Origin of the sequence: Olivibacter sp. EAT-5, from assembly GCF_044784325.1 — a bacterium.
GTDB classification, from domain to species: domain Bacteria; phylum Bacteroidota; class Bacteroidia; order Sphingobacteriales; family Sphingobacteriaceae; genus Olivibacter; species Olivibacter oleidegradans.
On sequence record NZ_CP173028.1, the window covers coordinates 5,868,613 to 5,891,295 of the forward strand.

Consider the following 22,683-nt stretch of genomic DNA (forward strand, 5'->3'; position numbering starts at 1 on the left):
CTTACCAATAAATGAACATCTAAGAGAAATTCTTCATTAACTTGCCAAAAAAATCGATCATGAAATTCTTTATCAATAAAGTGGATCAAATCGTAAATGAAGCGATAGACGGACTCTTAACTAATCCTAATTTGGTTAAATTGGATAGTTTCCCAGAAGTACGTGTTGTACTACGCAAAGATTGGGACAAGTCAAAAGTTGCAGTCATCTCCGGTGGCGGATCCGGGCATGAACCTGCCCACGCCGGCTTTGTAGGAAAAGGGATGCTAACAGCCGCCGTTTGCGGAGACATATTTGCCTCTCCATCCGTTGATGCCGTTTTATCAGCCATCTTAGCTACGGCTGGTTCTAAAGGGTGTCTACTTATTATAAAGAATTATACAGGCGATCGGCTCAATTTCGGCCTAGCTGCGGAACAAGCACGAGCACTTGGTCTTCAGGTCGAGATTGTAACCGTTGATGATGATATTGCACTTGGCACCGATGTAAAAAGAAGAGGTCTGGCGGGGACATTATTCGTTCATAAAATAGCAGGGTATCTAGCCGAGGAAGGCAAGTCGCTGCAGGAAATTGTAGAGGCAGCACAGCATGTGATTGATAACACGATATCCATCGGGCTATCACTTACCGAATGTCAACATTTAGGGCAAGAACCTACCATGCGATTAAATGACAATGAAGTTGAACTAGGCTTGGGTATACATGGAGAACCCGGAATAGAAGTTATTCCTTACGCACAAGCTGATAAGCTCATGGAGCTGGTGGTCGACAAATTAGCACAGCACTTACCTGAAGAGAACGGAAAATACGCCATGATTTTCAACAACATGGGAAGTGTAAGTCCAATAGAAATGAACTTATTGCTCAATAGTTTTCGTAAAACACATTTGGCCGATAAGGTTGAATATGTTGTTGGCCCGGCGGCACTGATGTCGTCTATTAACATGAGCGGCTTCTCCGTTTCGCTGCTCGCGTTAAATAACGACCTTGAAAGGGCGTTAATAGCACCTGTTAATCTCGCTACTTGGCAAATACAGACGTTTTCGAAACCGAACGTTGTACCACACCCGATGCTTCCTAAAACCATTCCGTACGAAGCATCAAGCAATAGTCGTGTACAACAATTTATAGAATGCATTGCTGAACTTTTGATTTTGTCGGAAGCGGAAATCAATAAATTGGATATACAAGTTGGCGATGGGGATGCGGGCTCTACTTTTGCAATTGCCGGACGGCGCTTGTTATCGTCCATTCATGCACTACCTTTAAATGAGCCTGAAAAATTATTGTCAAGTATAGGTCGTATCTTATCAAGGGAAACCGGTGGTTCCAGTGGTGTTCTTTTATCCATCCTGTTTACCGCCGCCGGAAATGAATTTTCAACCTTACAAGACATGGGGCAAGCGCTTCTGCAAGGATTAAAGAAAATGAACACATACGGCGGGGCTCAAGTAGGTGATCGCACCATGGTGAATGCACTGCAACCCGCTTTTGAAGCATTGGCTCAACAAAAGGATCTTCAGGAAGTAGCGAAGCAAGCTCGAAAAGGTGCCGATGGAACAAAGAATATAACCAAGACCAAATTCGGCCGCTCCGCATATCTGTCCGAAGCTGTATTAAAAAGTGTACCGGACCCGGGCGCAGAAATTGTCGCGCGTATATTTGAACGTATTGCTTCTTTATAAAACAGCGAAGCGCTATCAAAGGGTTTATATCGGCGAGGCAATTGTATTTTAATTTAAGTATGTTTGCAGCATGGAGCAAGCATTAACACACGAGTTACTGAATAAATTAAAGGAGGACGGCTTCACCGTTCTTTTCGCGCCCGGACAGCATCATCAGCAATCTTATGTATTTATACCCATCGGAGTGGATGTTGATGAATTCCAACGTTTAACAGCGCTTCCCGATTATCAGCAAGATGCTTTTTTTACGCTGGAAGAAGCATTACTTATGGAGGAAAGCGAGTTATTTAAGCATAAAGTAATTACTAGTTAGCGGCACTTTTCTTATTGTTAAATACAGTAACTTTAATCAGCATCAACAAAGGCATCTCCCCCAATAAATAACATATTCATAGAAGGCCTTGCCGGACTACCTGAAGCACCTACTGCAAACGAGCGACGTACTTCCCGACCGTCATTATAACGAAGAGTCAACGTATGTTCATCAATAGTATAAGTGCCGGCATTTTTACTTTTTTTCCAGGCAGCGGAGCTCGGTGTACTGATGCCTGAATTAGTTCCTTCTTCGAAGTACTGATTATCTAGAAAGCTAATCTTATTAATGATCAGTGCATGGGTACCGTTGCCATAGTCTCCGCCGCTCGTCCGCTTATATACGTTTTTTAATGGTAGGCTCTTATGATATGCATAAGCTGGGAACCAATTTCCTGAGCCTAATTTGTAGTCAACAGTTTTTCCTTTATAATTAGTGAGGTAATAGACACCGTTCTTTAATTGCCACTTGCCCCAAGCTTTCGGCTTTTGCTGTTTGGAAGTACCAATCTCCACTTCATCGAGCGGCTCTTCACCTACCTCAAAATAATCGCCGTTTTTAAATAGCACAAGGGGTTCAAAGGTAATGGACACCGGATAGCCGCTAATCGCTCTAAAAAACCAACCTTCAATTGCCAACGGTCCTTGCCTTATATCTTTTTCTTTTTGTTGGCTGTTAGTAATTGGGATGACGCCAATCGTAAAAAAAACAAAAATCAACAATCTCTTTTTCATAAGATATTTCTTTTCAATAGTTCTCACTAACTCCAAGACTGGTTCAAATATAATGAGCTGCCTGAAAAGAAAACATCCTAAAAAACCATGATATTGTTATAGCTATTCTTAGCCACTTATAAAGACACCGTGCGATAAAGCTTGTAGTTTCATGTTTATCCGTAAAAATGTATTCCTTCCTGTTACCTAAATTAGTCATTACAACTTAATAATTACGAATAAGAGCCGAAGACGATTCTTTTCTATGCCAAACAATATGTACTTTGTACCAGTTAAATAGGTGACCTGCACGTGCTGGATCAGAAATTCAAAAAATTAACCTAGCATTCAGGACCTGGTATTGTTAAAACAAAAAACAATAACATATATGAAAATAGTAGTTGTTGGCGGTGGATTTGCCGGCATTAATTTCATAAAATCCATCGAATCGGATAAAAGATTCGAAATCACTTTGGTGGATAAAAATAATTATCACTTTTTCCCTCCGCTCCTCTATCAAGTCGCTTCCGCATTTATTGAACCGTCCAATATTAGCTACCCCTTTCGCCGAATGTTTCAGAAAAAAGATAATTTGCGTTTTCACATGGGTAGTTTAATTCAAGTGAATGTATCGGAAAACACAATCGATACAGATACAGGAACTTTATCATATGATTACCTTGTTCTCGCATTAGGTACAGAGACAAACTATTTCGGCATGGAGTCGGTAAAAAACGACTCGCTACCCATGAAAACAATAGACGAAGCCCTTCATTTACGCAACCATATTCTCTTAAATATGGAGAAAGTAGTCAGAATGCAGGACACCGCTCGGCGAGATGGCTTACTTAATATTGTTGTGGCGGGAGGTGGGCCTACCGGTGTTGAGTTTGCGGGAATGTTGGCTGAATTAGGCGGTTATATAGCGGCAAAAGAATATCCTGAGATCAAAGATTTTAGATCGCATATTTACCTTGTCAATTCCGGGCCTGTATTACTGGGCCCTATGAGTAAAACTGCCCAACAAGAAGCGGAGAAAGTTTTAACCAAGTTAGGTGTTAATGTGATTTTAAATGCGGCAGTAAAGGATTACCTCAATGGGCGTGTCATCTTGTCGAATGGAAGGACAATTGAGACGGAAGCGCTTATCTGGGCTACGGGAGTTATAGCACGAGAAGTTCCCGGATTACCATCGCAGGTTATAACCCGGGGACGGCGGATTATAGTCGACGCTTTTAATAAAGTAGTAGATACTGCCAATATTTTTGCCATTGGCGATATATGCTATCAAACAACGGACCCCCATTTTCCTGAGGGCCACCCACAGCTTGCTCAAGTGGCTATACAACAGGGAAAATTACTGGCAAAGAATTTATCCCGGGCAGTTAGCGGTCAAGAACAAAAATCTTTTCACTATAACGACAAGGGAAGCATGGCCATCATTTCCAAATACAAAGCAGTAGCTGATCTTCCAAAGTTTTCTTTTAAAGGATTTTTTGCCTGGGTGCTTTGGTTATTTATCCATATAATCCCCTTAATAGGGTTTAGAAATAAGATGAAGCTGATATTCAGCTGGATGTGGTCTTTTATTACCAATGATCCTACCTTACGTTTAATATTTCGGCCAGGCTCGCATCAAAAGAAGAGAGATAAAGACGATTTTTAATTGGTTTCAGAACGAAACAGCATTTATCTTAAATAAACGTCCGCCAGATTAGCTATTTTTACACTGGCAAATCCCGGACAACAGCAATTTAATAGAATTTTCCATCCTTTACATTCGTTCTTCAATGAAAACCACAAAAATCTTAACGCTTTTTTTCTCATTATTTATAGCGATGGAGTTTAGCGTGATAGACGCCTTTGCTCAATTTTATCCCGAAAAAATCTTTGCACCGGACTTCTATACCTATAAAGGAGACGAATACAGAAGTGCCAGTGGCAAACCTGGCCCTAAATATTGGCAAAATCAGGCAGATTACCGTATACAGGCATCTTTTGACACACTTAACTATAATTTGGAGGGAATAGTGGAAATCCGCTATCAGAATAACAGCCCAGATAAACTAGACCAACTTTGGCTTCAGCTGGACCAAAACAATACCTTGGCTAGTACACGAGGGAATCGAATACAAGCACCGATCGCAGCTGTAGATGCGCGTAAAGGCTATCTAATCAGCTCGGTTAAAATAGAAAGGAACGGGGAATGGGTAGATGCAAGTTATCTAATTGAAGACACCCGCATGCAGATCCGACTGGCAGCTCACCCACTAAAGTCGGGTGAACAACTCAAGCTTTCCATCAAATATGCTTATACTTTACAGAAACAGGGCGGTGGAGGGCGTTCCGGCTATCTAGATACTAAAAACGGTAAGATTTTTGAATTTTCTTATTGGTATCCGCGCTTATGTGTCTATGATGATTATTATGGCTGGAATACGCTACCTTTTATGGGTAGCGGAGAAATGTATCTCGATTATGGAAATATTGATTTTTCGATAACCGCACCCGCCGGTGCCTTGGTCGTTGCTACAGGCGATCTAATCAATAAAGAAGAAGTTTTAACAGAGAAAACATTAGCCCGGCTTGCCAAAGCTCAAGAATCGGACGCAACGGTCATGATACGCTCAGCATCAGAATTAAAAGAAGGCTTAACAAAAAACAAACGTGGCACGGTAACCTGGCATTTTAATATGAAAAATACGCGCGACGTAGCCTGGGCGTTATCCTCTGCTTTTATTTGGGACGCAGCGCGCATTAATCTACCGGATGGTAAAACAGCCTTGGCACAGTCGGTATATCCTATTGAATCTACAACCGACTCGATTGCTTGGCCAAGGTCAACGGAAATGATCAAAGCTTCAGTGGAACACTATTCAAAAAAATGGTTTGCATTTCCATATCCGGTAGCTACCAGCGTCGCTGGGCCTGTTGGCGGCATGGAGTTTCCCGGCATGGCTTTTAATGGTTATCAAGCGAAACCCTATATCATGTATCTTTTGGCATCACACGAAATAGGACATACTTGGTTTCCAATGATCGTAGGATCTAATGAGCGTCGTTATCCTTTTATGGATGAAGGATTCAATACTTTTCTTAATATTTTGGCGCAGGAAGAATTTAATGATGGGGAATTTGCTCCCAAAAGAGACGGTGAGTATGCACCGGGAGGTGGACATCCGGCGGATGAAATTGTTAAAGTGATTGCGGAAAGCGGAGAAGCTAATACGCTAATGACGCCTCCCGACGCCATGGATCGTAAATATGTGCATCCTCTCGCCTATTTCAAATCTGCTTTTGGTTTGGTTTTACTTAGGGATGTCATTCTCGGACCGGAAAGATTCGACTACGCATTCCAACAATATATTCATAATTGGGCTTATAAACATCCACAACCGGCAGACTTTTTCCGTTCGATAGAAAACGGTGCAGGAGAAGACCTATCCTGGTTTTGGAGGGCTTGGTATTATCATAATTGGCAGTTAGATCAAGCCATTAAAGGGGTGAGCTATGTAAATGGAGAACCAAAAAACGGAGTAATTATCACGGTGGAAAACAAACAACAAATGGCTATGCCTATTTTGGCACGCATTAAAGAAAGTAATGGTACAGTTCACAATTTCACCGTTCCTGTAGAAATTTGGCAACGGGGAGCTGATGCTACGTTTAATGTGAGCACGCAATCAAAAATAATAAGTGTTGAATTAGATCCCGAGCATAAAATTCCGGACATCGACCGATCAAATAATAGTTGGAAATAAATTAGAGGACAATGGAATTTTTAAATTTAAGGTGGGCAGATCTCGATCCTAATTTTCATTTGAGACATAGTGTTTATTATGACCTTGCAGCCCAGGAAAGAATTGCAATTTTAGATCGTTACGGCATAAATGCTGCTGTTATGATCGATCAACATTTTGGGCCGGTACTATTTAAAGAGGAGTGCGTATTTAAACGGGAAATCCGATTATCTTCCCGTATATATATTGACACAAAAGTTCTGAAAATGAAACGCGACGCTTCTTTTTGGGTAATTCAACACAGCTTTATAGCGGAAACGGATACATTACACGCCCTTCTTAAAGTGGAAGGAAGTTGGATGGATACCATCAAACGAAAATTAGCACGCCCTGTCCCTCCAATCGTACTTGAAGGTATGGAAAACTTCCCTAAAACAGCAGATTTTGAATACATCTAAACTTGTAGATGTACGCTTAGCCGCGAAGTCTTTATTTGCTAAAGATTTCGCGACTAGGCGTTAGAAAGTACGCATTAGAAAAAAGAAGCGTAATCTTGAGCAAAAGTTCGAAAATTCCGGGGCGATCTGCCTGTTATTGTTTTTACCGCAGCACTTACTCCTGCGGCCTCTCCCCTAGCGTAATGAGCATAATCTTCTATTAGCCCCGCCGCCTGCCATTGAGGAAACCCGAAGCGAATTAGCTCTTGATACATTTCATCGGGTCCTACATTTATAAATCGGATGGGCCGACCCAATTCTTCTGAAAAACAAGCAGCTATTTCCTCATGCGTGATTGCCTCTGGGCCTGTAAGATCGTAAATCCGATTTTCGTGTCCTTTACCAGTCAGCACTTCGCCAGCCACCATAGCAATATCGCGGATATCAATTAAACTTATACGAGCATTGCCAATGGGCGCAAAAAACAATCCTTGTTCGGAAATAAGCTTTCTAAAACCTAATAGCCCCTGCATATATAAATTAGGTCGTAAAAAAGTATAAGGTATGCCACTGGCCGCTATTTTCTGCTCAACCACACCATGATATCTTAAAAAACGCACAGGGGAAACCGGATCTGCTGCAAATTGGGACAATTTAACCAAGTGTTCAACACCTTCCTCTTTCGCCGCTTTCACTAAATTTAACTGCAAGAATTCGGCCTGTTCAGAGGAATCTGTTAGCAGAAATACTTTTTTTATCCCTTCTAATGCTTTTTTGAGACTATTCATATTGGCAAGATCTCCGTGAACAATCTCCGCCCCTTTATATTGAATTAAGCTTGTTTGTTTTGCGCCTTCCCTTGTTAGCGCTTTAAATGAGACATTTTTTTCAGCTAAATAAGCGGTTAATTGTGTGCCTACCGCGCCCGTTGCGCCGACTATTAAAATAGATGCTTTGCTTGTCATAACGTTATATTTATATCGCAAAATTCGGCTTGATGAACCATTCAAAATTGTAAGAAAACGAAATGTTTATTTTACCAATGTTGCTTTATCGATAGAAATATTACACGAATCATCTAAACATAAAATAATCATTTCGTGTTATGGATATTGCTCGGGCGAAAAGCAATTGAAATTTTTGGATTGAAAATTGTTTACGTTCGTTCTGAACATGTTTAAAACAAAGAAGAATATTTTGAAATTTAACAGCTCGTTTAATTCTCGGAAGTCGCTTCTTCGTAAGCACCAAACGTTTAAAAAACACTTAAAGACATGGCTAAGCATGTTCTGTTTGTTAAATGTATATGTATTTAGCTACGGACAAGATACAACTGCAGTGAGAATAGATGAACCTAAGCAGAAAGCTGATTCAACTTTTTATCAATATGATATCAGTGATTTAATAAGGAACATTATCCATCCTAAGAGAAAACCTGATTCGCTTAAGAAGAAATCAGGTATTACCCCTATGCCTAATATAGCTTACAATCCAAGTATTGGAGCCCAGATTGGAATTAAGGCAGTGGCAGGAAAAGTTTTAGGAAACGACCCCAACACGTTGATGTCGGTTGCTGCTACTTCAGCTTCGATTACTACAAAAGGCATCATTTACTTTTACTTAAGTCATAACGTTTACACACCCGGGAATAAATGGAATTTACAAGGAAGCTTAGTAGCTGCAAGAACCGTATCACCCGACTTTGGGATTGGAATTGGGCACGCGGGCGGTGACACTGACGAAGACCGGGTATTGACCAATCCCGAACGTAGAGGCTATACGCAACATGCACAATACTATAACTTCCGAGAAAAAATCTACAAACAGATTCAGGAAAACCTATTTCTCGGAGCAGGTGTATCTTTTGATATCCGTAGGAAAATTGTAGACAGACAAATAGATCAGGGACTTACTCCTTATCATATCTATAACGAGCGATATGGTTTTAAGCAAGAAGACTATATGGCGAATGGCTTCCTGTTCAATGTACAATATACTACCCGCGATAATCAAAATCGTGCGTATAAAGGTATTTATTCCGACGTTGGCATCCGCGTTAATCAAACATGGATAGGAAGTAGCCAAAGTGCTGTACAGATTACGACCGATTTTCGCAAATATTGGAGCTTGTCGAAACGCAACCCTGAACATGTTATCGCATTCTGGAATTGGGGCTCTTATCTCGTCAGTGGAGCCCTACCTTATTTGGAGCTACCTGGTACAGGTAAAGACCCAAGTTTCCGGAGTGGCCGGGGTTATACCGTTTCATATTTTAAGGGTCCATTGTATTTTTATTCGGAAGTTGAATATCGTTTCCCCATTACACGAAACAAGTTCCTGAGTGGTGTTACTTTTTTCCATGTACAAACTGCGAATGACGATCTAGGCACTAAGCTATTCCAGCGTTGGCAACCAGGGGGAGGAGCAGGACTTCGTGTACTCTTCAACAAAGCGACCCGCACCAATCTTTGCCTCGATTATGCTTTTGGTCGATATGGCGCCCGTGGTTTTTTCCTCGGACTGAACGAAGCCTTTTAGCAAATTCTCAAGTCAGTCCAAGGAAATATACCTATTCCGATAGGCAGAAAAAAGTTAGGCAGCTGCATTCGATGTATCGGTTATTCCAAAAATTTCCGATACATCCAAATCAACAAACTTATAAAAACAGATAAGATGACCATGCTGGTAATGGGCATAAAAAAAGTGAATCCCGGTTTTTCTATGCGAATATCCCCAGGGAGCTTTCCGAACCAATTCAGATTAGAATTGGTAAAGTACATAATACAGCCTATAACTACCAAAAGACTTCCTATGTAGATTACTACCTTAGCCATACTTTTTTTAAATTTGTTAATTTATTTCATCCTGTTCAACTTCCGATCGTTCTTTCCGGCGTCCAAGTGCCATCAACGGAGATACCGTAAAAGAAATCAAACCTATTAATACAATTGCTCCGCCTAATATAAAAAACGTGCGGCCGATTCCAATATAATCAGCTATAAACCCCGTGCTCAACAAACCGATGACGGAGGGTAATATCGCAATACTATAGAACATGGAAAATACCCTTCCCATCATAGCGGGATCAATTTCCTCTTGAATAATCGTCGTAAAACTCGCGTTATAAATAGAGGCGGCGACACCGCCAATGGCGGTTAAAATTGCAAAGAAAATAAAACCGTTCATCGGTAACATACCGGAAATAGCTAAAGAAAGGCCCAACAGTATGTGCATGTAGTTAATTAAAATAACTTTACTGGCATTGGGTTTAAAAACCCCTAATAACCCGCCTCCCACTAACATTCCTATTCCCCATACGACTTCAATTAAGCTCATTTCAAATTTGCCACCTCCAAAATGCTGTAATGTCAACAACGGAAAAAGGACGGCTACCGGCATAATGCAAAACGTGGCTAAAATGGAAAAAAGAAACAAATAAGATAGTCCTCTATTCTTTGTAACGGCACGGACCCCAATCACGATATCCCGTCCTACTTGTTCAATACTTGCTTTATCTAATATTTGTTGAGCTGGATTTGGAATACGTATAAACAGTAACGACAAAATTGCAATAAAAGCGCCAACAACATCGAGTAAAAGAACATGACCAATATCTAAAAGACCGATGGCAAATGCGCCCAATGCGGGTCCCGCAATATTGGAAACAGATTGGATAATTTGATTAATACCCGCTATACGTAATAGCTGCGATTCAGGTGCCAACAAAGGCACAGACGCTTGCATGGCTGGCATATGAAAAGCAGACCCAGCCGAGCGGAGTCCCAACAACAAATAGATATATATTAACTCAAAATGACCTGCATAAAAAAGTAAGGACATAACGATGGTGCAAATGCTTATAAAGCCGTCTGCAAAAATCATCGTCTTTTTTCGGTCCCACCGATCGATGAAGACACCGGCAAAGGGCCCTATAAGAGCTTGTGGCAAAAGACCGGCAATAGCCGCATAAGCTAACACCTCTGCGGAGCCCGTTTCTATGCTCAACCAAATGATAACCGCAAAATTAACTGCTGAACTACTTAATAAGGATATAAATTGACCCGTCCAGATAACGAGAAACTTTCTTTTCCAAGAGATTTCCATAAAAAAATGATTAATACCTCAAGAACCTATTGAACTCAAGGATGTTAAACAGAATCTAAAATAAAAGTAATGTTCCAGGAGATGTCCTGAAATAAGATAAGTGTTAAAGAAGTGCTCTTATTAAGCCCTATCTCTATACATAACAATTCTAACGGAAAAAATTAGCCTCATCGGTTATAATTTTAATTGAGAGCAAAATTAACTAAATGCTCCTTATCTCGCAAGTATACTGAACTACGTTAAAATTCGTCTTTTAATTTGATATACAATCGCTCGAAAATTTTAAAATTATTCATATAAGCCTCATGGTCCGCTTGTTTTGGCAAAAAAGAAGAAATGGTTACATCTTGATCATTATAAATAGAAAAGCCATCGATTAATTGTAATGCATTCATACCAACAATGGTCGCTCCCATCGCTGAACTTTCAATGGTCTTTCGAACAAATACTTGTTTGTTGAATATATCTGCAAGCATTTGTACCCAATCACTTGATCGGGCAAAACCGCCGCTCACGAAAATGCAACGGAAAGAACCGGAGGCCTCCTCCAAAGCCCGCGCCACACTGTACAAGCCAAAGAGTACACCTTCCATCATGGCTCTAATAAAATGGGCTTGTTTATGATGCTTTTGAACACCAAAGAAGACGCCTTTTGCATTTGCGTCCCAATGGGGAGCACGTTCGCCTGTCAAATAAGGCAGGAAAACCAAACCATTGGATCCGGGGCTTATCGCAGCGGCTTGTTGAGTCAATAAGGGAATTGTTTCCTCCAACGCTTGTCCATTTGAAGACACAAAACCTTCCTGATACCACTGCAGAATATTGGCGCCGTTATTCACTGCCCCACCCAGCACATAGGTTTCAGGTGATATTACGTAGCTGAAAATCCGTTCCTTTTCATCCCGTGCCGGTTTGTCTGATACCACGCGTATAGCCCCACTGGTTCCAATCGTAACAGAGGCAACGCCTGCATCCATGGCTTGTGCACCTATATTGGCTAAACAGCCATCACTTCCACCTACAATAAAGGGAGTATCGATCGGAAGCCTCATAAAATCGGCATAGTGCGCGTTTAGGCCTCTTGAAATATGCGTAATCGGCACTAATGAAGATAAACGCTCGGCAGAAAGATCTAGTAACGACAATGCAGGATTATACCATTGCTGCTTAGCCGTTTCCAATAATCCCGTGGCAGAAGCTATGGATACGTCAACGATATAGGTTCCAAATAATTTAAAGAATACGTATTCCTTAATAGAGATAAATTTATATGCCGCCTTAAAAATATCAACCTGGTTTTCTTTCATCCACCCAAGCTTGCAAAGTGGCGACATGGGATGAATAGGTGTACCTGTCTTCAAATATATATCGTGGCCTAAAGATGTGCCCTTTAATTGCGTCGCAAATGCTTCACTCCTGGTGTCCGCCCAGATAATACAATTGGTTAGCGGCCTTCCCGCTGAGTCTACGGCCATAAGGCCATGCATCGCACTACTGAAACTGATACCGCGTAATGCCGTCGCTGCCTGATTTCCATTCATAACTTGACGCACTGCGGCGATACAGTTGATGACGGCTTCGAACAGGACTTCGGGATCTTGTTCACTATAAGTGGGTAAAGGAGAAATAACCGGATAGGACATGCGGTGTTCGGTTATCACCTGCCCTTGTAAATTAAAAGCCAAAGCCTTTGTACTCGTAGTTCCAATATCCACGGCTATAATATATTCCATATGAAGTAAGCTCCTCAGCTTTAAAATGATTTTATCTCTCCATTAAGAAGAGAAAATTGTAAAATATAAATATAGTGGTTAGTCCTTTATTCGAAGAGTTTTATAGCAGAAAATATTACACATAATGGATTTTCCGAAATTGCGTGCTCTTTACATTGCAATATTCAGCAATCTCTTATTTCCTCCCGGAAATAAGAAGCATATTTTTCTCATCGGACAATCAAAAAATTACGTATATCACAACAGCAGCAGTCTGTCAAGTATTTACTTAGAACTAACGTTGCGAGAAACACAAAATCACTTCAATAACAGAGAAAAAAAACTATTTATCGCCAACTACACTTCTTTTCGATAAAAACAAGCAAACAAAAAACCATGAAAACACCGAAACATCGCCAGATTCTCACATTAGCTAAATAAAATTTCATATCTTTATTTTTTCCTGCATTCAAACATCGTTTTTTCGCATATGACAAGATTTATCAAAATAATGCATCCAACAGGATTGACTGAATGGATACATATTGATCAGATTTTTTCGTTTTATCCCTTAGAAAACCCCACACCCACACAACAAACCATACTAAACTTAGTCAATGGAAATAAAGTAACCATTTCACAAACAGTGGATGAAGTATTAAAGCAGTTAAAAGATCTTCGATAAAATTCGGTCGCTGGTCTGAGAGAAGAATAGCAACAAGCTGACCATCTCGCTTTAAGCTCATTGCTTCCTTAAAAACCCCTAAAAACAGCGATTTACACGTACTAAATGCGAAATTATCTTTGCTCTAAAAAAGTATTTATCTTAAAAGAATTTCCATGAAAAAAGTATTTATCGGTTTATCTATGATCTTATGTTTACTGACCGCTTATAATTGCAGTCAACCAAAAGATCCTGCGGCGTATAACAATGAATTAATGACCGTAATTAATGACAACGAAAAGCATATTAACGACATGAACGCTGCCATGACTGCTGCCGATTACAGCAAAGCATCAGAGGTAAGAAAAGCTTGGGAAACAAGTTTAAGTGAGCAGATTGCAAAAGTAGAAAAAGCGGGCGATTTTAATGGTGACGAAGTGCTTCAAAAAGGGATATTAAGCGGCTTGAAAGCTTATCAAAAAATTGTAACCGACGATTATCCGAAGCTAATTGATATACGCGCCAATAAAAAAGAAGACCCTCAAACCGAACAACAATTGCTAGAAAATATTAATAACGCCTTCGAAACCGCTGCTAATGACGTCAACAAAGCTTCGAACGATTTCGAAAGTAAATACGCGAAGTAATATTTCTATTGACCCTACACTACCTATTGCTAGAAAAGAAAATCGTACCTGAATATAGGGGCCTGTTTTCCAACACAGAAGACAGCCCCTTCTTCTGCTACCGGCGCGCTACTTAATTTCTATTTGGATGTTGCGTTGAAAGCATCAAACAACTTTTTTAGCTCTTTTGCTTTTTCAGGGAATTCGTCGATAACATTGGTTCGCTCACTCGGGTCATAGGAAACATTAAAAAGCTCTTTGGCTGCAGGATAAGCTTTTCCTGAATTATTATTTATGCCAGCTGGCAACTCCCGATATTTCCAACTACCACTTCTTACTGCTTCCACGTTGCCATGATTAACCAAGTAAATAGGACGGTGTTCAAAATCCAGATCTTTAGCTTTTCCCATGAGCAATGGGGCGATTGATTGCCCATCCAATTCGCGTGCTTTAGGTAATGAGGCATCCGTCAATTCAGCTAAAGTAGGTAATACATCTACGTTGCTAATCGCACTTCGCAGTACGGCTCCTTTTGGTGTGCGTCCTTTCCAGTAAACAATAAACGGCACACGTACCCCGCCCTCATAAGTCTGTGCTTTAGACCCCTTGAACATGCCCGCAGTGCCCACATGCCAATTTTTTGTAACACCGTCGCCACTCATTCTAATAGGATACTCAATCCATGGTCCGTTATCACTGGAAAAAATCAACATGGTATTATCGGCCAATCCTTGCTCTTCCAATGTTTTCCACATCAAAGCCAGCTGCTTATCCAAATCTTCTACAACAGCACCCAAGGCTCCTCCAAAGTGCAACGCTTTCATCCGATCGGCTTCGGCAGCTAAAGCGACCGGTAAGTGAGGCATATTATGGGCGTAGTATAGAAAAAAGGGTTGATCTTTCCTTTGTTCTTTAATAAAACGGATAACTTCTTCGCTGTAAATCCGACTTAAATTAGAATCGGCGGGACCTTGTATCGCAGGCTTTCGGTTTCGAAAAATTTTAATTGTCGTATCTGTTTTCACGTAGGGATCGCGATAATCATGGCTATACAACATGCCAAAAAATGAATCAAAGCCCTGCCCCGTTGGATAGTTGAAATCATGCTTATCTCCTAGGTGCCATTTTCCTACTAAAGCGGTGCGATACCCCACTTCTTTTAACATCTCGGCAATGGTTATTTCTTCGTCCGGCAGCCCTAATGTTGATCCAGGGCCTATCGGATCCGGAAGATTATAACGAGAAGCATAACGTCCGGTCAATAAGGATGCACGTGAAGGCGTACAGGAAGGACTCGTCACCATGAAATCGGTAGCACGAACCCCATTAGCAGCCATTGAATCCAAAAAAGGGGTCGATATGCTAGGGCTACCATAACAACCTAAATCGGAGTATCCCATATCATCGGCCAATACAAGAATAATATTGGGACGCTCTTGCGCGCTTCCGGAACCGAACAGGTAAAAACAATATAAGGCTGTAAGAATTATTTTTTTTATCCACATAGGCTGTAAAATTATAGATTCAGTCGTTAAGACCCAATCATTTTTGCAAGAATCTATAAAACTTATTATCCTACATCAAGAACAGACAATAAACGAGTTCTTACCTTTGATTACAATTAACAGTAAAGCCCTTAATGATGGCAATACCTTACAAAGGGTACCCTTAAGGCGATTACGTTTAGGAAATTACGAAAAATTACTATGGAATTAGGCTTAAGCATGTTTGGCGATTTATCGTATAATCACGATACAAAGACCTTTCAATCCGCTCAGGAGCGGATAAAAGAGATACTGGAAGAAATAAAATTGGCAGATGAAGTCGGACTAGATGTTTTCGGCATTGGCGAGCACCACCGCCCTGATTTCGCTGTTTCCAGTCCGGAGATTATACTGGCTGCGGCAGCTGGTATGACTAAACAGATTAAACTGACCAGTTCGGTAACGGTACTCAGTTCAACGGATCCTGTCCGCACCTATCAGAATTTTTCCAGTGTGGATTTGATATCAAACGGTCGGGCCGAAATTACAGTCGGACGAGGTAGTTTCACCGAATCCTTCCCTCTGTTTGGATATAACCTAGGCGATTACAATGGTCTGTTTGCGGAAAAATTAGATCTCTTACTTGCTATTAATAAAAACGAAGTGATTACTTGGAAAGGCCGATTCCGCGCACCTTTGGAAGAACAACAGGTACTACCCCGCGCTACCGGAAAGGGCTTGGATATTTGGGTTGCCGTTGGAGGTACTCCTCAATCGGTCATGAGAGCAGGTCGGTTAGGACTGCCATTAATCATCGCCATTATCGGTGGCATGCCGATACAATTTAAACCTTTTTTTGAATTGTATAAACAGGAATACATAAAGGCTGGTCATGATCCGGCAAAAATGCGGATCGCTACGCATTCACATGGACTGATTGGCACGCATGGTCAAGAGCTAGCCGATCGTTATTTCCCTTTATATGCTGAGCAAATGAATCGCATCGGGAAAGACCGCGGCTGGGCACCGTATACAAAAGAGCAGTTTGAAGGTGGCCGAAGCCGTGATGGTGCCCTTTTTATCGGCGATGTCAATCAGGTGGTGGATAAAATACTTTATCATCAGGAACTTTTTGGCTTGACCCGCTTTCTGCTACATGCCGATGTGGGTGCCCCTCCGCATAAAGAATTGATGACAACCATTGAATTGTTAGGTACCAAAGTAGCACCGGCAGTGCGAAAAGCGCTGGGTAAATAAAACTTACTCAGGCTAAAGATCGTTTACGTAAGCTGAAACAATGCCTGAAAAATTCCGATTGTGCTTAAACAACATGTAAAGACAAAAATACATAGTAAACTTTATTTTCGCGCCAAAAAGCTTAGTTTTGTAGGAGCCATTGACTTAGTATAACCAGGTAGCCGTTCCCGTCTTTCTCCATTTTCAAATTCGGTAACTAAAACACTGATTACGCTAAATCAATTTAGCTTTATTAAAACTAAAACAAACGATCAATGTATTTACTAAAGAAAAAAAGCTTGCTTTTGCTAATCTGTCTTAGCTTACTCTCCTCTTCTCTATTTGCACAACGTTTTTACGTGGCTACTTATAATATTCGAAATGATAATAACAAAGAGGATGCTGCACGTGGCGATGGCTGGAAACAACGTTATCCCATTATCGCCGACTTAATTCGGTTTCATGAATTTGATATCTTTGGCACACAGGAAGGCTTATATCATCAACTGGAAGACCTGAAAAGCAGCTTACCTAATTATAACTATACCGGTGTAGGACGTGATGACGGAAAGCAGGCAGGCGAATACTCCGCGATATTTTATAATATGGAAAAATTTGATTTGCTAGATCACGGAGATTTTTGGCTTTCCACGCAAACAGACTATCCTAATAAGGGCTGGGACGCTGTTCTTCCTCGGATTTGTAGCTGGGCCAAGCTGCAAGTAAAAGCAAATGGGAAAACGCTCTACTTTTTTAACGTGCATTTTGATCATGTGGGTACGACTGCCAGAAAGGAAAGTGCGAAACTTATTCTGAGTAAGGTCAAAGAATTGGCAGGAAATCACACCGCCATTCTTACCGGCGACTTTAACGTCGATCAGCATAGCGACAGTTATCAAGTATTGGAGCAATCTCATATTTTACAAGATGCTTTTGAGGCGGCTCCTTTCAGATACGTAACGAACGGCACTTTCAATAACTTCAATCCAAATAGTAAAACGGACAGTCGCATCGATCACATTTTCTTAACAACAGACTTTAAAGTTCATAAATATGGCATTCTGACCGACACTTATCGCTCGATGCTACAAAATCCGCAAGATGCCTATCAATCGGGTAATTTCCCTAAAGAAGTGCGGTTAACAGATCATCGTGCACGTGTACCTTCAGATCATTTTCCGGTCATGATCAGTCTTGACATGCCTTAATCTTCTCCTCTACTATTTGTGCTATCTGAAAAAACTAAAAAATGAAATTGAAAGCCCACTTTAAAACGACTTTTATTGTTACAGCCCTGCTCTTTACGCGCACATTCATTATGGGCCAAGAAAACACTGATCCTGTTTCATATGTGAACACATTGGTTGGTACGCAATCCAAATTCGAGCTCTCTACCGGCAATACCTATCCCGCCATTGCTCTGCCCTGGGGCATGAACTTTTGGGTTCCGCAAACCGGTAAAATGGGCGATGGATGGGTTTACACCTATACAGCTGACAAGATAAAGGGTTTTAAACAGACTCATCAACCAAGTCCTTGGATGAACGACTATGGACAATTCTCCTTGATGCCATTAACGGACAAACCGGTATTCGACGAAGACGAGCGTGCCAGTTGGTTTTCCCATAAAGCGGAGATCGCAAAGCCTTATTATTATAAGGTGTATTTAGCGGATCACGATGTGGTCACCGAAATTACGCCGACCGAAAGGGCGGCCATGTTTCGGTTCACATTCCCTGAAACGAAAAACGCCTATGTAACTATCGACGCTTTTGATAAAGGCTCTTATGTTAAGGTTATACCCGAGGAACGCAAAATAATCGGGTACACCACACGCAACAGTGGCGGAGTGCCCGACAACTTCAAAAATTATTTCGTTATTGTTTTCGATAAGGATTTTACTTATCAGGCAACGGTTGATCAAAAGCGCATTCAAGAGAAACCTTTGGAAGTACAAGCAGATCATAGCGGGGCTATTATTGGTTTTGCTACCGCTAAAGGCGAACAAGTACATGCACGGGTTGCTTCCTCTTTCATAAGCTTTGAACAGGCGGCTATCAACCTGAAAGAACTGGGTGCCGACAATTTTGATCAACTTGCATCAAGGGGAAAAGAGGTATGGAACAAAACGCTCGGTAAGATTGAAATTGCCGATGAAAACATCAATAACCTACGTACTTTTTACTCTTGTCTGTACCGTTCGGTTCTCTTCCCAAGGAGCTTTTATGAAATAAACGCCGAAGGGAAAATCGTTCATTATAGTCCATACAATGGAAAGGTTTTGCCAGGCTATATGTTTACGGATACCGGATTTTGGGACACCTTCCGTTCTTTATTTCCATTCCTTAATCTCTTATATCCTTCAATGAATGTGAAAATGCAGGAAGGGTTGGTAAATGCCTATAAAGAGAGTGGTTTCTTACCCGAATGGGCCAGTCCGGGACACCGCGACATTATGGTAGGCAACAACTCCGCTTCTGTAGTAGCAGATGCCTATATTAAAGGTCTAAAGGGTTATGACATCGAAACCCTATGGGAGGCATTAAAACATGGCGCTAATAACGTGCACCCCACAGTCTCCGCATCCGGACGTAAAGGTTATCAAGAATACAATCAATACGGCTATATCCCCAATGATCTAGACATTAATCAGAACGTTGCCCGTACCCTGGAATATGCGTATGACGACTGGGCAATCTATACCTTAGGAAAAAAACTTAACAAGCCGCAAAAAGAAATAGCCATCTATGCAAAAAGGGCCATGAATTATAAAAATGTGTTCGACATCCACTACAAGCTGATGCGTGGCCGAAAAGCGGATGGCAGTTTTTCCGGCGCATTTAAGGGCACTGATTGGAGCCGAGATTTTACGGAAGGAAATAGTTGGCATTACAGCTGGTCGGTCTTCCATGACCCGCAGGGCTTGATTGACCTAATGGGCGGTAATGGCGCTTTTACCAAAATGCTCGACTCGGTTTTTATTATTCCAGGCGCTGAAGGTATGAAAAGCCGCTCCATGATACATGAAATGCGGGAAATGCAAGTGATGAATATGGGGCAGTATGCTCATGGAAACCAACCGATTCAGCATATGATCTACTTATATAACTATGCAGCTGAGCCATGGAAAACACAGTATTGGGCTCGGGAGGTTATGGATAAGCTTTATGCCGCTGGTCCGGACGGCTATTGTGGAGATGAAGACAATGGTCAGACTTCCGCTTGGTATGTCTTCTCAGCGCTCGGATTTTATCCGGTATGTCCTGGAACCGACCAATACGTTATTGGTTCACCTTTATTTAAGGTGGTTAAACTGCATTTAGAGAATGGTAAGCAAGTAACCATTAAGGCACCTAGGAACAGCAGCGATCACCGCTACATTAATCGCGTTGAATTGAACGGTAAAGCTTATGGTAAGAATTATTTTCTACACAGTGATTTACAGGGTGGAGCGAATATTGTCTATCAAATGGAAAAAACACCCAACAAAGAAAGAGGTATAGCACCAACCGACGCACCTTATTCTTTCAGTAAGGAAATAGAAAAGACCTTAGAGAAATAAGAAACATCAAAGGAAGTCTCCTAGGTAGGCTTCCTTTGATGTTTTGTTTCCTATCGCTCCAATTCTAGCTCATCTGGATCTATTTGTCCCCTATGAGACACAACCTCCTTATGTAAGTGGTATTTTAATTGACCTTTTACATGCATTGTGTTCACCTTTGCCAGCTCGTGAAGTTTTACCAAAACATCATTGCTGTATTGCTTTGCGTCATCAATAGATAAGGAAGGATTGAACTCGATCAACTTATTGGCGATGTCTTCCACAGTCCCCTCCATCATATACCCTAAGGTATAAATTACCTGATCCACCACAGGTGCATTTGAATCAAAATTAGCAGGTATTTTCAATGGTTCTGCCATATCTTTATAGTCATCAAAAGATAAGGATACTGTCTTGCTTGATTTTTCCATAGCTGTTCATATTATTATAATATAACCCATAATGCTGAATAGTGTTTTAGTTACTGCCACCAAGCGCCTCTGATACAGCATAACTATCTTCCAGTAGGCGGTATTGACTTATCAGCCCTTCTTGTACTCTTATCAGAATAGAGAAAAGTGAATCAACGACCTGATCAGTAGGCAGCATTTTCGTAGAGAATTCGCCTACAACAATCGCTACTTCATCGTCAACAAACAGATACTGAATCGAGGCTGTCAGTGGTTTCGTATTCGACCATAGATCCTCGAAAAACATACGTATCTCTGACTTGGCACTCCTTTTACCCAACCAGCTAGCGCGACTAAAATTACCGGGAATATACCAATCCACCGATTCAGCAAACAGTCTCATGATTTTCGTTAAATCTCTATTGGCCAAAGCCTCCATGTAATTGTATACGACATCTTTTGTTTGCGCGCTTTGAGCAGTTGCTATCGTTTTCATATGTTTTATGTATTAACTAAATTTTTTGTATTTGATGAGCCATCTCGGAGACAGCGATGCTGCAAATATGCCATGAGTGCTACCCAAATAGCTACCAGACTAACTGCCAGATTCCCAACAGGCGACAGACGAAAGGCATCGGTTATCAAAATCAGGACACTGACTAATACCCAAATAATATCAAGTGTAATAACGAGCTTTACAGCTTGTGGCTTTGCTTGACTTCGACGGCTCGCGTAGTAAACCAAACAGGCAAAAGCTACTAAAAAGGCACCCACTGCAACGAGTGGAATCCCATTTGATACTTTAAAAAGCTCGGCAATATTTTCGGATAAAACAATTAGTAACAAACCCGTTGCACCTGAGCTTAGCGCATTCACAAACATTACTTTTTTTAATCTTTCCATAGCTGTTTTTTTTATCAAAATTATCTTTCATTGCTAAGGAAAAATTGATATTTTGCGACAATCTGAAAACAACATGCAAATCCTCGCGGTACATCTACAGGCCTTTATTAATTACTTATCTATCCGTCAGCATGGAAAAAACCTGCTAGATAACGATCGTTTACCAACCTCGCTATTTGCCCATCTGCATGATGGACATACCGTTATTTCGACCGATTTGTTCTATGATATCCTTGATCAGGTAAGACTGCAATTACAAGATGAGTATCTTGGACTGCGCGTTGGTAGTTTCCTTAACTTAAACGCATTAGGCCTCATTTATCAGATATCTTTGCAAGCAACCAGTGTAGAAGAAGGACTGTATTATTTACGCAACTTTGTCGACGCCACTTTACCCATTGTCCAACTAGACAGCAGACTTTCTCAAGGAAGATATACGATTCAGCTTTCCATTAAAGACGGCCCGAATCATCTTAGCCGGATCGTACTGGAGTGTGTACAAACGATTATTATGAAAGAGCTTCGGATGATGTGCGTAAAAGGTATCGAGATTCAGGCGCGCTCACCCTATTACGACAGCCACTATCCGGAAGACTTCACCTATGGGAAACACCACGAAATCGAATTCGAGAACATCGTGTTAAAGTCGACAATCAGAAGCTATCGTAAGCATTGTTTAGATTACCTGGTTCCTCAATACTTACAATTCATTGAGCGAATCAAAATGGATGACGAGACCTTTGCCAATAAAGTAAAAATTGCGGCACTGAATCTAGCTACACCGGCCCTTCCCAAGTTAGAACAGGTTGCAGAAAATTTTAATCTCAGCCCGCGTACATTTCAGCGCATTTTAGCAAAAGAGCAATTAAGCTTCCGGATGCTGACGGATAGTTTAAATAAAGAACTTGCTTTGCTTTTATTACGACACGATGGCTATGCCATCGCTGACATTGGCTACCTACTAGGCTATGCGGAACCCGCCTCTTTCTTGCACAGTTTTAAAAAATGGTATGGACAAGCACCCGGTGCCATTAAACGGCAACTGTAAAAATCTCTTTCATTACTGCTAAAACATATTAGTAATTTCAAAAACAAAATACTAAGCTTATATTTAC

The 22,683-nt window shown here is 41.1% G+C and carries 21 protein-coding genes; 12 read left to right on the forward strand and 9 right to left on the reverse strand.

What is annotated here, in order from left to right; all coding sequences use genetic code 11:
• The first annotated feature begins 59 nt into the window (after window positions 1–59).
• Together ACH11B_RS24575 and ACH11B_RS24580 are read left to right on the forward strand one after the other, a co-directional pair.
• Window positions 60–1,685, forward strand: a complete 1,626-nt coding sequence (locus ACH11B_RS24575) for a dihydroxyacetone kinase subunit DhaK (RefSeq protein ID WP_377610902.1) — start codon at window positions 60–62, stop codon at window positions 1,683–1,685.
• Window positions 1,686–1,755: 70 nt separating this feature from the next.
• On the forward strand, window positions 1,756–1,998 hold the full coding sequence (locus ACH11B_RS24580; RefSeq protein WP_130858448.1) for a hypothetical protein: 243 nt from the start codon (window positions 1,756–1,758) through the stop codon (window positions 1,996–1,998).
• A gap of 32 nt (window positions 1,999–2,030) precedes the next feature.
• On the opposite strand, the gene ACH11B_RS24585 is transcribed toward ACH11B_RS24580, so the two are convergent.
• Window positions 2,031–2,732 (reverse strand): hypothetical protein, encoded by a 702-nt coding sequence (locus ACH11B_RS24585; RefSeq protein WP_149105976.1) that lies wholly within the window; start codon window positions 2,730–2,732, stop codon window positions 2,031–2,033.
• A gap of 367 nt (window positions 2,733–3,099) precedes the next feature.
• Between ACH11B_RS24585 and ACH11B_RS24590 the strand changes: the two genes are divergently transcribed.
• From ACH11B_RS24590 to ACH11B_RS24600, 3 genes are all read left to right on the forward strand, one after another.
• On the forward strand, window positions 3,100–4,377 hold the full coding sequence (locus ACH11B_RS24590; protein ID WP_013667774.1) for an NAD(P)/FAD-dependent oxidoreductase: 1,278 nt from the start codon (window positions 3,100–3,102) through the stop codon (window positions 4,375–4,377).
• A gap of 124 nt (window positions 4,378–4,501) precedes the next feature.
• Window positions 4,502–6,472 (forward strand): M1 family metallopeptidase, encoded by a 1,971-nt coding sequence (locus ACH11B_RS24595; RefSeq protein WP_377610903.1) that lies wholly within the window; start codon window positions 4,502–4,504, stop codon window positions 6,470–6,472.
• 11 nt (window positions 6,473–6,483) lie between these two features.
• Complete coding sequence (locus ACH11B_RS24600; RefSeq protein WP_130858452.1) at window positions 6,484–6,909, forward strand: thioesterase family protein; 426 nt, start codon at window positions 6,484–6,486, stop codon at window positions 6,907–6,909.
• A gap of 74 nt (window positions 6,910–6,983) precedes the next feature.
• Here ACH11B_RS24600 and ACH11B_RS24605 read toward each other — a convergent pair whose 3' ends face one another.
• Window positions 6,984–7,853 carry an SDR family oxidoreductase gene (locus ACH11B_RS24605; protein ID WP_377610905.1) on the reverse strand — a complete coding sequence of 290 codons (870 nt, stop codon included), beginning with the start codon at window positions 7,851–7,853 and terminating at the stop codon, window positions 6,984–6,986.
• Window positions 7,854–8,172: 319 nt separating this feature from the next.
• Between ACH11B_RS24605 and ACH11B_RS24610 the strand changes: the two genes are divergently transcribed.
• Window positions 8,173–9,426, forward strand: a complete 1,254-nt coding sequence (locus ACH11B_RS24610) for a BamA/TamA family outer membrane protein (RefSeq protein WP_130858454.1) — start codon at window positions 8,173–8,175, stop codon at window positions 9,424–9,426.
• A gap of 80 nt (window positions 9,427–9,506) precedes the next feature.
• Here the strand turns inward: ACH11B_RS24610 and ACH11B_RS24615 are convergent, their stop codons facing one another.
• The 3 genes from ACH11B_RS24615 to ACH11B_RS24625 all read right to left on the reverse strand — a co-directional run bounded on the left by ACH11B_RS24615 (window position 9,507) and on the right by ACH11B_RS24625 (window position 12,725).
• Entirely contained in the window at window positions 9,507–9,722 is a 216-nt protein-coding gene (locus ACH11B_RS24615) for a DUF2905 domain-containing protein (protein WP_013667779.1), read from the reverse strand.
• Window positions 9,723–9,738: 16 nt separating this feature from the next.
• Complete coding sequence (locus ACH11B_RS24620; RefSeq protein WP_377610907.1) at window positions 9,739–10,992, reverse strand: MFS transporter; 1,254 nt, start codon at window positions 10,990–10,992, stop codon at window positions 9,739–9,741.
• Between the two features lie 239 nt (window positions 10,993–11,231).
• Complete coding sequence (locus tag ACH11B_RS24625) at window positions 11,232–12,725, reverse strand: gluconokinase (protein ID WP_130858456.1); 1,494 nt, start codon at window positions 12,723–12,725, stop codon at window positions 11,232–11,234.
• A gap of 469 nt (window positions 12,726–13,194) precedes the next feature.
• On the opposite strand from ACH11B_RS24625, the gene ACH11B_RS24630 reads away from it, so the two are divergent.
• Window positions 13,195–13,389 (forward strand): hypothetical protein, encoded by a 195-nt coding sequence (locus ACH11B_RS24630; RefSeq protein ID WP_013667783.1) that lies wholly within the window; start codon window positions 13,195–13,197, stop codon window positions 13,387–13,389.
• Between the two features lie 155 nt (window positions 13,390–13,544).
• Window positions 13,545–14,015 carry a hypothetical protein gene (locus ACH11B_RS24635; protein WP_130858457.1) on the forward strand — a complete coding sequence of 157 codons (471 nt, stop codon included), beginning with the start codon at window positions 13,545–13,547 and terminating at the stop codon, window positions 14,013–14,015.
• A 119-nt stretch (window positions 14,016–14,134) separates the two neighbouring features.
• On the opposite strand, the gene ACH11B_RS24640 is transcribed toward ACH11B_RS24635, so the two are convergent.
• The gene (locus tag ACH11B_RS24640) at window positions 14,135–15,499 is read right to left on the reverse strand and encodes a sulfatase-like hydrolase/transferase (RefSeq protein WP_130858458.1); all 1,365 of its coding nucleotides are present in this window, start codon (window positions 15,497–15,499) and stop codon (window positions 14,135–14,137) included.
• Between the two features lie 201 nt (window positions 15,500–15,700).
• On the opposite strand from ACH11B_RS24640, the gene ACH11B_RS24645 reads away from it, so the two are divergent.
• The 3 genes from ACH11B_RS24645 to ACH11B_RS24655 all read left to right on the forward strand — a co-directional run bounded on the left by ACH11B_RS24645 (window position 15,701) and on the right by ACH11B_RS24655 (window position 20,276).
• Window positions 15,701–16,735 (forward strand): LLM class flavin-dependent oxidoreductase, encoded by a 1,035-nt coding sequence (locus ACH11B_RS24645; protein WP_130858459.1) that lies wholly within the window; start codon window positions 15,701–15,703, stop codon window positions 16,733–16,735.
• Window positions 16,736–16,989: 254 nt separating this feature from the next.
• Entirely contained in the window at window positions 16,990–17,922 is a 933-nt protein-coding gene (locus ACH11B_RS24650; protein ID WP_130858460.1) for an endonuclease/exonuclease/phosphatase family protein, read from the forward strand.
• A gap of 41 nt (window positions 17,923–17,963) precedes the next feature.
• Window positions 17,964–20,276, forward strand: coding sequence for a GH92 family glycosyl hydrolase (locus ACH11B_RS24655; protein ID WP_377477500.1), 2,313 nt, complete (start codon window positions 17,964–17,966; stop codon window positions 20,274–20,276).
• 50 nt (window positions 20,277–20,326) lie between these two features.
• Here ACH11B_RS24655 and ACH11B_RS24660 read toward each other — a convergent pair whose 3' ends face one another.
• Genes ACH11B_RS24660 through ACH11B_RS24670 form a run of 3 tightly spaced genes read right to left on the reverse strand, consistent with a single transcriptional unit; the run spans window position 20,327 to window position 21,568 of the window.
• Window positions 20,327–20,686: a hypothetical protein gene (locus ACH11B_RS24660; protein WP_013667789.1), complete on the reverse strand. Its 360-nt coding sequence runs from the start codon at window positions 20,684–20,686 to the stop codon at window positions 20,327–20,329.
• 46 nt (window positions 20,687–20,732) lie between these two features.
• Entirely contained in the window at window positions 20,733–21,161 is a 429-nt protein-coding gene (locus ACH11B_RS24665; protein WP_377610909.1) for a nuclear transport factor 2 family protein, read from the reverse strand.
• A gap of 5 nt (window positions 21,162–21,166) precedes the next feature.
• The gene (locus ACH11B_RS24670; protein WP_377610911.1) at window positions 21,167–21,568 is read right to left on the reverse strand and encodes a hypothetical protein; all 402 of its coding nucleotides are present in this window, start codon (window positions 21,566–21,568) and stop codon (window positions 21,167–21,169) included.
• A 73-nt stretch (window positions 21,569–21,641) separates the two neighbouring features.
• Between ACH11B_RS24670 and ACH11B_RS24675 the strand changes: the two genes are divergently transcribed.
• A complete protein-coding gene (locus ACH11B_RS24675; RefSeq protein ID WP_377610913.1) occupies window positions 21,642–22,616 on the forward strand; it encodes a helix-turn-helix domain-containing protein in 975 nt (324 codons plus the stop codon).
• Window positions 22,617–22,683: the final 67 nt, after the last annotated feature.